Raw genomic sequence first — 13,772 nt, forward strand, 5'->3', positions numbered from 1 at the left:
TTTGCCCGCGCCTCTTCGTCCTGGGCCCAGGCACCGGATGCTCCGAACAGAAGCACCGCTCCGATGACGATGCCGATCCAAGATCGTTGGTTGTTCATGGGTGTCGCTGTGGTTGTCGCGCCCAGGTGCGATCCATCGTCACGGGCCTGCGAACGCTTCCGGAGCATCGCGGAACCGGCTGTGCCGGGCCGCAGATGCTGCCCCCTGGAGGGGGTGACGCCGAAGGCGGCGCGGGGGTGATCCGAACCTTGCGGCGCGGGGGGTCAAGCCAATGTATCGGCCCAGATGTTGCGCGCCCAGGCCATCGCGTAGCGGCCTTCCAGTTCGCTGGCCGCCACCGACACACCGCCCGAACCGGGTACCGTGAGCATGGTCTTTTTCTCGGCGTCGTAGCGGTGCACGCTGGCCACGTGCACCACGTCTTCGTCGGTCACGAAGCTGTAGCAGGTGTTGGCGTAGATCGGCAATTGCAGCGGTTCCTTGCCTTGCAGCAAGGCCACCACGGCGGCGGCGCAGGTCTTGGCGTGCTGGTTGGCCATGTGGCCGGACTTGGGCATGCCCGGGGCGATCTGGATCGCGTCGCCCAGCACGTGGATGTTCTTGCGCGCCTTCGACTCAAAGGTCAGGAAGTCCACCTCGCACCAGCGGTTGTTGGCCGTGGCCAGGCCGGTTTTGACGGCGATGTCACCGGCGCGCATGGCGGGCACCACGTTGGCCACGCTGGCCTTGAAGTCGTCGTTGAACTCGAACTTCAGGGTGTTGGTGGCGGCGTCCACATCGGTCACGCGGTGCTTGGGGCGGTAATCGATCATGCCGTCGTAGTGGTCCTTCCAGGCCTTCATGAACAGACCCTTCTTGGACTGGATGTCGTCGTTGGCGTCGAAGATCACGACCTTGCTCTTGGGCTTGGCCTTCTTGAAGTAGTTGGCCACCATGCAGGCGCGTTCGTACGGGCCGGGCGGGCAGCGGTACGGGGCCAGCGGGATGGACAGGGCGTACACGCCGCCGTCGGGCATGGCTTCGAGTTGCTGGCGCAGGGCCACGGTCTGGGCGCCGGCCTTCCAGGCGTGCAGCACCTTGTCTTTGGCGCCGTCCTTGGCCATGCCGGGCAGGGTCTCCCACATGAAGTCCACGCCGGGCGAGACGATCAGGCGGTCGTAGGGCAGTTCACCGCCGCTGGCGAGCTTGACGGTGCGCTTCTCTGCGTCGATGCTGGCGACCATGTCCTTGACCACCTTCACGCCGTGGCGCGACTGCAGGTTGGTGTAGGGCGTGGTGACATCGGCGATGGTCTTGCTCCCCTGGATCACCAGGTTGGAAATGGGGCAGGACACGAAGGCTGCGTTGGGCTCGATCAGGGTCACGTCAATGCCTTGATCCGAAAACAGGCGCACGTACTTGGCGGCGGTGGCACCACCGTAGCCGCCTCCGACCACGACCACCTTGGCACCGCTGCCACCGGCGGCGCACCCACCCAGCAGACCCAGACCGGCGACCGCTGAACCGGCGCCCAGCGTTTGAACGAATTGACGGCGTTGCATCATGGTGTGGACTCCTTATTTTTTGAGGGCGGCGAAGTAGGCGGCCAGCTGTTGCAGCTGTTCGTCGCTGTAGCCCTTGGAAATCTGGTGCATCAGGGTCGCGGGCTTCTTGCCGCTCTTGAAGTCCAGCATCTTCTGCAGCAGCTCGTCCTTGTCCTTGCCGGCCAGGGACTCCATGCCGGGTTCGGCCTTGCCCATGGTGCCGTGGCAGTTGGCGCAGGCCGCGGCCCACACGCGCACCTGGGTCACTTCGGCCTGTGCTGCACACGTGGCGGCCGTCAGGACGGCGGCCACCAGCCAATGGTTTGTTCGGGTCATCGTTGCTCCTGAAGAGGGGTTGCTCATCGCGGGGTTTCCAAATGCGGGGCGCCGGGCAGAGGCGGGGTCTCTGGCGTACATCAATAGTTCCGCATATTTAGATGCGTTTGATCGTAGCGCCCGTTGCCCAGCCTACCGTAGCGTAAAAACCCTAGCGATCCGGCCGTGATCCCGCCGGGAACGGGCCGTGCCCCGGTGTCCGCTGCGGCGCGACAAGGTGGCGTGCCATGGCTCGCGGGCGATGGGACGGTGTGTGGTGGGGTGTGGTGGGGGTGGGTAGAGCAGCCCTTCAGGAGCGGAGCGGCGCCGCGGCGTCAGAAAACCAGGGGCATCCGGGTTTACACTAATCTTTATATAGGCAATCAATCATATAGTTGATTGATCCCAGTCAGATATTCGTGGAGACCGATCCGGTGGATGACATGCACGAGGTTTTTGAGTCCGTGGCGCGCTACTTCAGCGTGCTCGGCGAACCCACGCGCCTGCGCATCCTGCACGCCTTGTGCCAGGAAGAGAGGTGCGTGAACGAGATCATCCGCGTCACCGGTCTGGCGCAGGCCAACGCCTCGCGCCACCTGGGCCTGATGTACCAGGCGGGCATGCTCTCGCGCCGCCGCGAGGGCACGCAGATTTTTTACAAGGTGGCCGACCCGATGTACGTCGAGCTGTGCCGCACCGTGTCGGCCCAGATCACCGGGCGCTCCGGGACGGCCCCGGTGGCCCGCGACGGCCTGGGCGCCACGCCCGCCCACCCCAGTTCCAGCCAAGGCCCGGTCCGGGTCGAGGCCTCCCCACGCCATCCCCCCGCCAACCAGAAGGAAGAAGCAAGTGTCTAAAGACCTGAGCGACGTGATTGGGCGCGTCCTGCCCGCGCCGGAGAATTTTCTGAGCCCCGAAAAGCTTGAACAAGCCCGCAAGGCACGCCGCAGTTTCATGGGCAAGGCCCTGGCCATGGGGGCCGGTGTGGCCGCCACGGCGGGTGCGGCCACGCGCGCCATGGCGGCGGGTGCCGAGGGCGAGGACGCGATCCTCAAGCTGCCCGAGCACAGCACGGGCCTGGGCCAGCCGGTGGCCATGGACCCGGGCTACGGCCAGCCCAGCAAGTGGGAAACCAACCTGCGCCGCCGCCAGAGCCCGGGCCTGACCCGCGTCGACCAGGCATCGGTGAGCTTCACACCGCTGCAGGGCCTGTTCGGCATCATCACGCCCAGCGGTCTGCACTTCGAGCGCCACCACCAGGGCTGGTGGGACATCGACCCGTCCAAGCACCGCCTGATGGTCAACGGCCTGGTCAAGCGCCAGCGCGTGTTCACCATGGACGACCTGATGCGCCTGCCCAGCGTCTCGCGCATCCACTTCATCGAATGCGGTGCCAACACCGCGACCGAGTGGGGCAACGTGGCCGTGCCCACCGTGCAGTACACGCACGGCATGGTCAGCTGCTCGGAATTCACCGGTGTGCTGCTGTCGACCCTGCTGGAGATGTGCGGCATCGACAAGAAGGCCGCGAAGTACGTGCTGGCCGAAGGCGCCGACGGCTCGTCCATGACCCGCACCATCGACATCGAGCGCGCGATGGACGACGTGATCGTGGCCTGGGCCATGAACGGCGAGATGCTGCGCCCCGAGAACGGCTACCCGCTGCGCCTGGTGGTGCCGGGCATCCAGGGCGTGAGCTGGGTCAAGTACCTGCGCCGCATCGAGGTGGGCGACCAGAAGTACGCGGCCAAGGACGAGGCGGTGCACTACATCGACCACATGCCCGACGGCACGCACCGCCAGTACACCGGCATCCAGGAGTGCAAGTCGGTCATCACCACGCCCTCGGCTGGCCAGACGCTGCTGGACAAGGGCTACTACAACGTGACGGGCCTGGCCTGGTCGGGCCGCGGCACGATCAAGCGCGTGGACGTGAGCGTGGACGGTGGCCGCAACTGGCGCACCGCACGCATCGAAGGCCCGGTGCTGCCCAAGGCCATGACGCGCTTCAACATCGACTGGGTGTGGGACGGCAAGCCCGCCATCCTGCAGGCCCGTGCCATCGACAGCACCGGCTACGTGCAGCCCAAGATCAACCAGTTGCGGGCCGTGCGCGGCACCCGCTCGGTCTACCACCAGAACGCGATCCAGAGCTGGCTGGTGTCGGAAAACGGTGAAGTCTCCAACGTGCAGGTGTACTGATGAAATCCATGTTCAAACTCTCGACCCGGGTCGCCCTGCTGGCGGCCGCCCTGTCCGTGTTCGCGCTGGGCACCGCCCAGGCCCAGAGCGCGCCCTGGCACAACATGGGCCGCGACGCCACGCCCGCCGAGGTGAAGGCCTGGGACATCGACGTGCGCCCTGACTTCAAGGGCCTGCCCGCCGGTGCGGGCAGCGTGTCCCTGGGTGAGACCGTGTGGGAGTCGCGCTGCGCCTCGTGCCACGGTTCGTTCGGTGAATCCAACGAGGTGTTCACGCCCATCATCGGCGGCACGACCAAGAAGGACATCGAAACCGGGCGGGTGGCCGCGCTGGTGCAGGGCGCGACGTCCACCGCGCCGCAGAAGACCACCATCATGAAGGTGGCCACCGTGTCCACGCTGTGGGACTACATCAACCGCGCCATGCCCTGGAACAACCCCAAGACGCTCAAGACCGACGAGGTGTATGGCGTGGTGGCCTACCTGCTGAGCCTTGCCGAGGTGGTGCCGCCCGACTTCACGCTGAGCGACAAGAACATCGCCGCGGTGCAGCAGCGCATGCCCAACCGCAATGGCATGGTGTTCTACGAGCCGCTGTGGAAGGTCGGTGGCAAGGGCGACGTGAAGAACGTGGCCTGCATGAAGGACTGCGAGATCGATCCGAAGGTGCATTCCTTCCTGCCCGACTTCGCCCGCGACGCGCACGGCAACATCCAGCAGCAGAACCGCGTGATCGGTCCGGTCCGCGGTGCCGACACCACCCAGCCGGCGCCCAAGGGCCTGATCGGCTCCGCGGCGGCGGCCACCGTGGCAGTCGCTGCGCCGGCCGCACCGGCCGCGGCCAAGGGCCCGAACGTCAACAACCTGCTGGCGGCCAACGCCTGCACGGCCTGCCACGGCGTGAAGAACAAGATCGTAGGTCCGTCCTTTGTCGAGATCGCCGCCAAGCACAAGGGCAAGGCCGATCTGGAGGCTTACCTGGCCGGCAAGATCAAGTCCGGTGGTTCGGGGGTGTACGGCGCCGTGCCCATGCCCGCGCAGCCGCAGCTCAGCGACGCCGATGCCCGGACCATCGCGGGCTGGATCGCCGCCGGTCCCAAGTGATGCACATGCCTGGCAGGTGGGCGTGGAACGGTGGTTTCGCGCAAATCTCCAAATATGCGCAATTGCTCGTAAACCCCATTCGCTTTTCAACAAGGAGTCCCTACGCTATGCCCATGAAGTTCAATCACGTCGTGCTGGCCGCCTCTGCCGTGCTGGCGGTCTCCGGTGCCCACGCCATGGACGCTGCCGCGGCCAAGGCCCTGGCCTCCAAGAGTGCTTGCCTGGCCTGCCATGCCGCTGACAAGAAGCTGGTGGGCCCTTCCTACAAGGACGTGGCCGCCAAGCACAAGGGCCAGGCCGATGCTGTGGCCAAAGTGGCCGCCCGCATCAAGTCCGGTGGTTCGGGCATGTACGGTCCCGTGCCGATGCCGCCCCAGCCCAATCTGAAAGACGACGAGCTCAAGCTGCTCGCCGAATGGGTACTCGCCGGCGCCCCTGACAAGTAAACTCCCCACCGTATCTTTTTCATCAGGAGATTTGACATGACATCCACCCGTCGCGACGCCATCAAGACCACCGGCGCCTTCGCCACCCTGGTCTCTCTGGGCATCATCACCCAGGCCCAAGCCAACGCTGCCGTCACGCACGACAGCTTCGCCGTCAAGTCCGTCGAAGACGCACTCAAGGCCATCGGCGGCACCGCCGCCAGCAACGACCAGGTCAGCGTCGTCTCGCCCGACATCGCCGAGAACGGCGCCGTGGTGCCCGTGGGCGCTTCCAGCAAGCTGCCCAACACGACCGAGATCTACCTGATCGTGGAAAAGAACCCGACCCCGCTGTCGGCCGCTTTCATGATTCCGGCCGGCACCGCCGCCGACGTGCAGACCCGCCTGAAGATGGGCCAGAGCACGAACGTGATCGCCGTGGTCAAGGCCGACGGCAAGCTGTACTCGGCCAGCAAAGAAACCAAAGTGACGCTGGGCGGCTGTGGCGGCTGATCGCCCCGCCTGTTCCACGCTCTCTGAACCCTCATCACTGCATTTATTTAGGAGTCCATCATGGCTGATCCGATGCGCATCCGTGCCGCCCTCGCTGGCGACGAAACCACCGTTCGCGTGCTCATGTCGCACCCGATGCAACCCGGCACCCTCAAAGACGCTTCCGGTGCCCTCATCCCCGCCCACTTCATCCGCGACGTGGAAGCCACCGTCAACGGCAAGACTGTGCTCAAGGCCATGTTCAGTGGCTCGGTGTCGCAGAACCCCTTCCTGTCCTTCAAGTTCAAGGGCGCGGCCAAGGGTGACAAAGTCGTCGTGAAGTGGTCCGACAACAAGGGCGATTCCCGCACCGACGAAGCCGCCATCGCCTGACCCGGGCCCGGTGCAACACGGCCAGCCACGCAAGTCGCTGGCCGTTTTTGATTCTTTCCCCCACAACAAGGAGACCTCCAGATGAAACACTCCGTGGCCATTCGCCATGTGCTCTTGGCGACCGCACTGTCGGCCGGCGCGGGCGTTGCCTGCGCGCAGGGCAATGCGGCGCTGGACGGCATCGCCAAATACCGCGAGATGCTGCAGGACGGCAACCCGGCCGACCTCTTCGACATGAAGGGCGAAGAGCTGTGGAAACAGAAACGCGGCCCCAAGAACGCCTCGATGGAGCAATGCGATCTGGGCAAGGGCCCCGGCGTGATCCAGGGTGCGTTCGTCGAGCTGCCCCGCTTCTTCAAGGACACCGGCAAGGTGATGGACCTGGAGACGCGCCTGATCCACTGCATGGTCACCTTGCAGGGTTTCGATGAAGCGGCGCTGTACAAGGCCGCGCCGTCGATCGGCCGCGGCGAGGGGGCCAACCTGGTGGCGATGACGACCTACGTCTCGGCCACCTCCAAGGGACTGCGCTTCAACCTGCCCAACAACACCGAGCAGGAAAAGGCCATGTACGAAGTGGGCAAGCGCCTGTTCTTCCAGCGCGGCGGTCCGCACGACTTCGCCTGCGCGTCCTGCCACGGCGTCGATGGCGGTCGCATCCGCCTGCAAGAGCTGCCCAACCTGACAAAGAACCCGGGCGACGGCGTGGGTGTGGCGGCCTGGCCGGCCTACCGTGTGTCCAACTCGCAGATGTGGACCATGCAAAAGCGCCTGAACGACTGCTACCGCCAGCAGCGCTTCCCCGAGCCCAAGTTCGGCAGCGATGCCACCATCGCCTTGCAGGTCTACATGGGCGTGAACGCCAAGACCGCCGAGTCCATCGTGCCGGCCATCAAGCGCTGATCCGCAGGAGACCCCCATGAAAAAACGCTTTGCATTTGCTCTGTTGCCCCTGGTGGCCATCGCCCTGAGCGCCTGTTCCGGCATTGGCGGCACCGACTACGACAAGCTGCACGCCGACGTCGTCAAGGACTCGTTCCAGCCCAACGGCATCGCCACGCTCGACTACCTGGTGCAGGACGAGTCCAACCGCCTGTGCAGCGCGGCCGACGTCGCCGGCAAGCCGCTGGACGAGAAGACCGCCAAGGCGATCGAGGAAGCCGCGCTCAAGACCATCAAGATGCCCAGCGACGGCCAGTTCCTCGGCGACTGGAAAAAGGGCGAAGCCCTGGCCCAGAGCGGCCGCGGCCTGACGTGGACCGACACCGCCACCACGGTGAACGGAGGCAACTGCTACAACTGCCACCAGATCACCAAGGAAGAAATCTCCTTCGGCAACCTGGGCCCCAGCCTCTACAACTACGGCAAGCTGCGCGGCGTGACCGACCCGAACAGCGCGGCGGCCAAGCCCATCGTGGAATACACCTGGGGCAAGCTGTGGAACTCGCGCGCCTACAACGCCTGCTCGCAAATGCCGCGCGTGGGCCACAAGGGCATCCTGTCCGAACAGAACCTCAAGGACGTGATGGCCCTGTTGCTGGACCCTAAGTCGCCGGTCAACCAGTGACGTGACGGCCCGCGCTGGTGCCCACCAGCGCGGGCCATCCGGTTAAAAAATTTGACTCAAATATCAGTGTGCAATTGAAAAGGAATGTTTATGAGCTTCAGCCGTCGTGAATTCATGCAGGTGCTGGCCGTGGCCAGCGCCGGTGGCATGGCCCTGGACCACAAGGATGTGCTGGCCGGCAAACCCGGTGCCGCCATGAAGATGTACGACCTGCCCAAGTTCGGCAACGTCAGCTTCCTGCACTTCACCGACTGCCACGCGCAGCTGATGCCCATCTACTTCCGCGAACCCAATGTGAACCTGGGCGTGGCCGATGCCGTGGGCCGCCCGCCGCACATCGTGGGCGAGGGCCTGCTCAAGCACTTCAACATCCGACCCGGCACGCCCGAGGCGCACGCCTTCACCTACCTCAACTTCGAGACGGCCGCCAAAACCTACGGCAAGGTCGGTGGCTTCGCCCACCTGGCCACGCTGGTCAAGATGATGCGCGCCAGCCGCCCGCACGCCATGCTGCTGGACGGCGGCGACACCTGGCAGGGCAGCGCCACCGCGCTGTGGACCAACGGCCAGGACATGGTCGATGCCTGCAAGCTGCTCGGCGTGAACGCCATGTGCCCGCACTGGGAATTCACCCTGGGCGAACAGCGCGTGCAGGAAATCATCGAAAAAGACTTCGGCGGCAAGCTCGACTTCCTGGCCCAGAACGTCAAGACCAACGACTTCGGTGACCAGGTGTTCAAGCCCTACGTCATCAAGGAAATGAACGGTGTGCCGGTTGCCGTGATCGGCCAGGCCTTCCCGTACACCCCGATCGCCAACCCCAAGCACATGGTGCCCAACTGGAGCTTCGGCATCCAGGACGAGAACATGCAGAAGATGGTGGACGAGGTGCGTGCCAAGGGCGCGCAGGCCGTGGTCGTCATCTCGCACAACGGCATGGACGTGGACATCAAGATGGCCTCGCGCGTGACCGGCATCGACGCCATCCTGGGCGGCCACACGCACGACGGCATGCCCGCGCCCATGGTCGTGAAGAACGCCAAGGGCCAGACCCTGGTGACCAACGCCGGCTCCAACAGCAAGTTCCTGGGCGTGCTCGACTTCGACGTGCGCGGTGGCAAGGTGCAGGACTTCCGCTACAAGCTGCTGCCCGTCTTCGCCAACCTGCTGCCGGCCGACCAGGAGATGCAGGCCTACATCGACAAGGTGCGCGCGCCCTACAAAGCCAAGCTGGACGAGAAGCTGGCCGTGTCCGAAGGCCTGCTGTACCGCCGCGGCAACTTCAATGGCTCGTGGGACCAGCTCATCGTGGACGCGCGGATGGAAGTCAAGGGCGCCGACCTGGCCTTTTCGCCGGGCTTCCGCTGGGGCACCACCATCCTGCCGGGACAGGCCATCACGCGCGAACTGATGATGGACCAGGTGGCCATCACCTACCCGACCAGCACGCTGACCGAAATGACGGGCGAGACCATCAAGACCGTGCTGGAAGACGTGTGCGACAACCTCTTCAACCCCGACCCGTACTACCAGCAGGGCGGCGACATGGTGCGCGTGGGCGGTCTGGCCTACACCTGCGACCCCAAGGCAGGTTCGGGCAAGCGCATCAGCAACATGACGCTCAAGGGCAAGACCATCGAAGCGGACAAGACCTACAAGGTGGCGGGCTGGGCGCCGGTGGCCGAAGGCGCCAAGGGCGAGCCGATCTGGGACGTCATGGAGGCGTACTTCAAGAACCACAAGACCATTGCCCCGCGCAAGATCAACACCCCCAAGCTGGTGGGCATGCAGGGCAACCCCGGCATGGTGGTCTGAGTCTGCGGCCCATCGTCTGTGGGCCGTGACCTGCAGACAGGCATGAAAAAACCCCGATTCGAGTGATCGAAGCGGGGTTTTCTGTTTGGTGCCGGAGAGATGAATCGAACACCCGACCTTCTCATTACGAATGAGCTGCTCTACCGACTGAGCTACACCGGCTTGTAGTCCAAGATTATAGCGTGCTGTGGTAGCTGGTGATGCGCTCGACCTCGTTCTTCGAGCCCAGCACCACGCTGACGCGCTCGTGCAGCTTGGTCGGCTGGATCTCCAGGATGCGCTGGCGGCCATTGGTGGCGGCGCCGCCGGCCTGCTCGACCAGCCAGCTCATGGGGTTGGCTTCGTACATCAGGCGCAGCTTGCCAGCCTTCTCGGGCTCGCGCTTGTCCCAGGGGTACAGGAAGACGCCGCCGCGGGTGAGGATGCGGTGCACGTCGGCCACCATGCTGGCCACCCAGCGCATGTTGAAGTCCTTGCCGCGCGGGCCTTCCTTGCCGGCCAGGCATTCGTCCACATAGCGCTTCACGGGCTCGGCCCAATGGCGCATGTTGCTCATGTTGATGGCGAATTCCTTGGTGTCCGGCGGGATCTGCACGTGCTCCTTGATCAGCACGAAGGAACCTTGCTCGCGGTCCAGCGTGAACATGGCCACGCCGTCGCCCACGGTCAGCACGAGCGTGGTCTGCGGGCCGTAGACGCAGTAGCCGGCGGCCACCTGCTGGGTGCCAGGCTGCAGGAAATCGGCCTCGCACACGCCGGGGCTGCCTTCGGGTTTCTTGAGCACGCTGAAGATGGTGCCGATGCTGACGTTCACGTCGATGTTGGACGAGCCGTCCAGCGGGTCGAACATCAGCAGGTACTCGCCCTGCGGGTAGCGGTTGGGCACCACGTAGATGCTGTCCATTTCCTCGCTGGCCATGGCCGCCAGGTGGCCGCCCCATTCGTTGGCTTCGATCAGTACCTCGTTGGCGATGATGTCCAGCTGCTTCTGCATCTCGCCCTGGACGTTCTCGGTGTCGGCCGAGCCGAGGATGCCGCCCAGGTCGCCTTTGTTGACGGCCTGGCTGATGCTCTTGCACGAGCGCGCGACCACTTCCAGCAGCAGGCGCAGGTCGCCGGGGATGTGGCCGTCGACGCGTTGCTGTTCAACGAGGTAGCGGGTGAGGGAAATTTTCTTGCTCATGGTTCCTCCTTATTCGGCAAGGGCGCGGGTGACCACCTCGCGCACATCGTTGCTCAGGTCGCTCTTGGCGGCCACGCGGGCGATGGCCTCGCGCGCGGCGCTGCGGTAGGGCTCGGCCAGCTTCTTCCAGCGGTCCAGCGCGCGCGCCAGACGGGCGGCGACCTGCGGGTTGAAGGTGTCGATCTCCAGCACCCGCTCGCTCCAGAACACGTAGCCCGCTGCGTCGGCGCGGTGGAAAGCGCCAGGGTTGGCGTTGCAGTAGCTGAAGATGACGCTGCGCGCGCGGTTCGGGTTCTTGATGTGGAAGTCCGGGTGGGCCAGCAGCTGGCGCACCAGCGGCAGCACCTGGCCGCCGCGGTCGGGCTGGCCGGCCTGCAGGGCGAACCACTTGTCGAGCACCAGCGCATCCTGCTTGAACAGCGCATGGAAGCGGACGAGCGCTTCCTGTGCCAGCGGCTGGCCACTGGCCACGAGAGCAGACAGGGCGTTGAAGCGGTCGGTCATGTTGCCGGCGTCCTTGACGCGCTGGTAGGCCTTGCCCGGCCAGACCGGGTTGCCGTTCGCGCGCGCGGCCAGGCACAGCATGTGCAGGGCCAGGCCGGCGAGGGCCCGGCGGCCGGTGCTGCGCGGGTCGGGGCGGTAGGCGCCGTTGTCCTGGTGCTGTTCGTAAGCCCAGACCCAGTCGTCGTGCAGCGCGTGCGCCAGCTGGTCGCGCATGGCTTCGCGCACCGCGTGCACGCGCTGCGGGTCGACCACGGTCAGCTGTTCGGCGATGTAGGTTTCGCTGGGCAGCGTGAGCACCAGCTCCTTGAACGCGGCGTCCAGGCTGGGGTGGTGCAGCACGTGGCGCAGCGCGTCGAGCACGGGCGCATCCAGCGGGGCCTGCACCGGGCCCTCGGCCCGCACGGCGCGCAGGGCGCGGCGCAGGGTCAGGCGCTGACCGGCTTCCCAGCGGTTGAAGGGGTCGTTGTCGTGCGCCAGCAGATGCAGCAGCTGGTCATCGGTGTGGTCAACGTCCAGCACCACCGGGGCCGAGAAGCCGCGCAGGACGGAGGGCACCGGTTCGGCGTCGATGTTGACGAAGGTGAAGCTCTCGGTTTCCTGCGTCAGCACGAAGCTGCGGGTGCCCGCTTCGGCCTGCTGCCAGTGCGGCAGCTGCAGCGGCAGGTCGTGGCCCGTCGCGTCCAGCAGCCCGATGGCCACCGGGATCACGAACGGTTCCTTGACCGACTGGCCCGGTGTCGGTGCACAGGACTGGGTGAAGCTGAGGGTGTAGCTGCGGGCGGCGGCGTCGTACACGCCGCGCGCCTTCACCAGCGGCGTGCCGGCCTGGCTGTACCAGCGTTTGAACTGCGGCAGCAGGCGGGCCAGTTCGCTGGCCGGGTTGGCGTCGGCCATGGCCTGGGCGAAGTCGTCGCAGGTCACGGCGCTGCCGTCGTGGCGCTCGAAGTACAGCTTCATGCCGGCCGCAAAGCCCGCACGACCCACCAGGGTCTGCATCATGCGCACGACCTCGGCACCCTTTTCGTAGATGGTGACGGTGTAGAAGTTGTTGATCTCGACGTAGCTGTCGGGCCGCACCGGGTGGGCCATGGGGCCTGCGTCTTCCGGGAACTGGGCGGTGCGCAGCACGCGCACGTCTTCGATGCGCTTGACGGCGCGGCCCGAGGCGTCGGCGCACATGTCCTGCGAGAACTCCTGGTCACGAAACACCGTCAGCCCTTCCTTCAGGCTGAGCTGGAACCAGTCTCGGCAGGTGATGCGGTTACCCGTCCAATTGTGGAAATATTCGTGGCCCACCACCGACTCGATGTTGGCATAGTCGACATCGGTCGCGGTGGCCTGGCTGGCCAGCACGTACTTGGTATTGAAGATGTTGAGGCCCTTGTTTTCCATGGCGCCCATGTTGAAGTCGCTGGTGGCGACGATCATGAAGCGTTCCAGGTCCAGCGGTAGGCCAAAGCGGGCCTCGTCCCAGGCCACTGAGGCCATCAGCGAGTGCATTGCGTGCTCGGTTTTGTCGAGGTCGCCGGCGCGCACATAGACTTGCAGCAAATGCTCCTTGCCCGAGCGCGACACGATGCGCTGCTCGCGCGCCACCAGTTTGCCCGCCACCAGCGCAAACAGGTAGCTGGGTTTCTTGTGCGGGTCGACCCAGCGCGCAAAATGGCGGCCGTCGTCGAGCAGGCCCTGTTCTTGCAAGTTGCCGTTGGACAGTAGCACCGGGTAGCGCACCTTGTCGGCGCGCAGCGTGACGCTGTAGCTGGCCATGACATCCGGCCGGTCGAGGAAGTAGGTGATGCGCCGAAAGCCTTCGGCCTCGCATTGGGTGAAGAACGAGTCGTTGCTGACGTACAGGCCGCTGAGCTTGCTGTTCTTGGCCGGGGCGCAGGTGGTGAATATTTCCAAATCGAAGGGTTCGCTGCCTTCGGGCAGGTTTTCCAGCACCAGTTTGGCGCCGTCGATCTTGAACGAGGTGCCCTGGCCATTGACCAGCACGCGCGCCAGGTTCAGGTCTTCGCCGTCGAGGCGCAGGGCCTGCGCCGCCACCGCCGGGTTGCGCCGCAGACGCATGCGGTTGAGAACGCGCGTCTTGGCCGGGTCCAGATCAAACACCAGTTCCACCGTGTCGATGAAATAGGCTGGTGGGGTGTAGTCAGATCGGTGTACGGCGGCGCCTTGGCCGTCGGAATCACGCAGTCGCAACATAGGGTTTCTCCCGGAAAATCAGATATATGTAGTTGGATGTAGTGT

At 65.3% G+C, this 13,772-nt stretch carries 13 protein-coding genes and 1 tRNA gene; 9 read left to right on the forward strand and 5 right to left on the reverse strand.

Annotated features, from left to right (window positions below; genetic code table 11):
- Positions 1-263 precede the first annotated feature (263 nt).
- Positions 264-1,541 carry an FCSD flavin-binding domain-containing protein gene (locus ACR2JA_RS16160; protein ID WP_434010110.1) on the reverse strand — a complete coding sequence of 426 codons (1,278 nt, stop codon included), beginning with the start codon at positions 1,539-1,541 and terminating at the stop codon, positions 264-266.
- A gap of 15 nt (positions 1,542-1,556) precedes the next feature.
- Positions 1,557-1,859, reverse strand: coding sequence for a c-type cytochrome (locus ACR2JA_RS16165; protein ID WP_434010098.1), 303 nt, complete (start codon positions 1,857-1,859; stop codon positions 1,557-1,559).
- Positions 1,860-2,281: 422 nt separating this feature from the next.
- On the opposite strand from ACR2JA_RS16165, the gene ACR2JA_RS16170 reads away from it, so the two are divergent.
- From ACR2JA_RS16170 to soxB, 9 genes are all read left to right on the forward strand, one after another.
- Complete coding sequence (locus tag ACR2JA_RS16170; RefSeq protein WP_434010099.1) at positions 2,282-2,695, forward strand: ArsR/SmtB family transcription factor; 414 nt, start codon at positions 2,282-2,284, stop codon at positions 2,693-2,695.
- Positions 2,688-4,040, forward strand: coding sequence for a sulfite dehydrogenase (gene soxC / locus ACR2JA_RS16175; protein WP_434010100.1), 1,353 nt, complete (start codon positions 2,688-2,690; stop codon positions 4,038-4,040). Before ACR2JA_RS16170 ends, soxC begins: the two co-directional genes overlap by 8 nt.
- Positions 4,040-5,143: a c-type cytochrome gene (locus ACR2JA_RS16180; RefSeq protein ID WP_434010101.1), complete on the forward strand. Its 1,104-nt coding sequence runs from the start codon at positions 4,040-4,042 to the stop codon at positions 5,141-5,143. The genes soxC and ACR2JA_RS16180 overlap by 1 nt, the downstream gene beginning before the upstream one ends.
- Before the next feature lie 113 nt (positions 5,144-5,256).
- Positions 5,257-5,589, forward strand: coding sequence for a c-type cytochrome (locus ACR2JA_RS16185; RefSeq protein WP_434010102.1), 333 nt, complete (start codon positions 5,257-5,259; stop codon positions 5,587-5,589).
- Positions 5,590-5,625: 36 nt separating this feature from the next.
- Positions 5,626-6,081 (forward strand): thiosulfate oxidation carrier protein SoxY, encoded by a 456-nt coding sequence (soxY, locus tag ACR2JA_RS16190; protein WP_434010103.1) that lies wholly within the window; start codon positions 5,626-5,628, stop codon positions 6,079-6,081.
- Positions 6,082-6,141: 60 nt separating this feature from the next.
- Positions 6,142-6,453 (forward strand): thiosulfate oxidation carrier complex protein SoxZ, encoded by a 312-nt coding sequence (gene soxZ, locus ACR2JA_RS16195; protein WP_434010104.1) that lies wholly within the window; start codon positions 6,142-6,144, stop codon positions 6,451-6,453.
- A gap of 81 nt (positions 6,454-6,534) precedes the next feature.
- Positions 6,535-7,356 carry a sulfur oxidation c-type cytochrome SoxA gene (gene soxA / locus ACR2JA_RS16200; RefSeq protein ID WP_434010105.1) on the forward strand — a complete coding sequence of 274 codons (822 nt, stop codon included), beginning with the start codon at positions 6,535-6,537 and terminating at the stop codon, positions 7,354-7,356.
- Between the two features lie 16 nt (positions 7,357-7,372).
- Positions 7,373-8,020, forward strand: a complete 648-nt coding sequence (gene soxX, locus ACR2JA_RS16205) for a sulfur oxidation c-type cytochrome SoxX (protein WP_434010106.1) — start codon at positions 7,373-7,375, stop codon at positions 8,018-8,020.
- A 90-nt stretch (positions 8,021-8,110) separates the two neighbouring features.
- Positions 8,111-9,835, forward strand: coding sequence for a thiosulfohydrolase SoxB (gene soxB, locus ACR2JA_RS16210; RefSeq protein ID WP_434010107.1), 1,725 nt, complete (start codon positions 8,111-8,113; stop codon positions 9,833-9,835).
- A gap of 86 nt (positions 9,836-9,921) precedes the next feature.
- On the opposite strand, the gene ACR2JA_RS16215 is transcribed toward soxB, so the two are convergent.
- The 3 genes from ACR2JA_RS16215 to pepN all read right to left on the reverse strand — a co-directional run bounded on the left by ACR2JA_RS16215 (position 9,922) and on the right by pepN (position 13,727).
- Positions 9,922-9,997: transfer RNA gene (locus ACR2JA_RS16215), tRNA-Thr, on the reverse strand.
- 13 nt (positions 9,998-10,010) lie between these two features.
- The gene (locus ACR2JA_RS16220) at positions 10,011-11,018 is read right to left on the reverse strand and encodes a class 1 fructose-bisphosphatase (protein ID WP_434010108.1); all 1,008 of its coding nucleotides are present in this window, start codon (positions 11,016-11,018) and stop codon (positions 10,011-10,013) included.
- A 9-nt stretch (positions 11,019-11,027) separates the two neighbouring features.
- A complete protein-coding gene (pepN, locus tag ACR2JA_RS16225) occupies positions 11,028-13,727 on the reverse strand; it encodes an aminopeptidase N (RefSeq protein ID WP_434010109.1) in 2,700 nt (899 codons plus the stop codon).
- Positions 13,728-13,772 lie beyond the last annotated feature (45 nt).

It is taken from the genome of Hydrogenophaga sp. (assembly GCF_051007235.1).
Classification (GTDB): Bacteria; Pseudomonadota; Gammaproteobacteria; order Burkholderiales; family Burkholderiaceae_C; genus Hydrogenophaga.

What these genes read in the sequence shown, in the direction of transcription:
- ACR2JA_RS16160 (WP_434010110.1), bottom strand. Translation starts at nt 1,541, where the DNA reads ATGCAACGCCGTCAATTCGTTCAAACGCTGGGCGCCGGTTCAGCGGTC.
- ACR2JA_RS16165 (WP_434010098.1), bottom strand. Translation starts at nt 1,859, where the DNA reads ATGACCCGAACAAACCATTGGCTGGTGGCCGCCGTCCTGACGGCCGCC.
- ACR2JA_RS16170 (WP_434010099.1), top strand. Translation starts at nt 2,282, where the DNA reads ATGCACGAGGTTTTTGAGTCCGTGGCGCGCTACTTCAGCGTGCTCGGC.
- ACR2JA_RS16180 (WP_434010101.1), top strand. Translation starts at nt 4,040, where the DNA reads ATGAAATCCATGTTCAAACTCTCGACCCGGGTCGCCCTGCTGGCGGCC.
- ACR2JA_RS16185 (WP_434010102.1), top strand. Translation starts at nt 5,257, where the DNA reads ATGAAGTTCAATCACGTCGTGCTGGCCGCCTCTGCCGTGCTGGCGGTC.
- soxY (WP_434010103.1), top strand. Translation starts at nt 5,626, where the DNA reads ATGACATCCACCCGTCGCGACGCCATCAAGACCACCGGCGCCTTCGCC.
- soxZ (WP_434010104.1), top strand. Translation starts at nt 6,142, where the DNA reads ATGGCTGATCCGATGCGCATCCGTGCCGCCCTCGCTGGCGACGAAACC.
- soxA (WP_434010105.1), top strand. Translation starts at nt 6,535, where the DNA reads ATGAAACACTCCGTGGCCATTCGCCATGTGCTCTTGGCGACCGCACTG.
- soxX (WP_434010106.1), top strand. Translation starts at nt 7,373, where the DNA reads ATGAAAAAACGCTTTGCATTTGCTCTGTTGCCCCTGGTGGCCATCGCC.
- soxB (WP_434010107.1), top strand. Translation starts at nt 8,111, where the DNA reads ATGAGCTTCAGCCGTCGTGAATTCATGCAGGTGCTGGCCGTGGCCAGC.
- ACR2JA_RS16220 (WP_434010108.1), bottom strand. Translation starts at nt 11,018, where the DNA reads ATGAGCAAGAAAATTTCCCTCACCCGCTACCTCGTTGAACAGCAACGC.
- pepN (WP_434010109.1), bottom strand. Translation starts at nt 13,727, where the DNA reads ATGTTGCGACTGCGTGATTCCGACGGCCAAGGCGCCGCCGTACACCGA.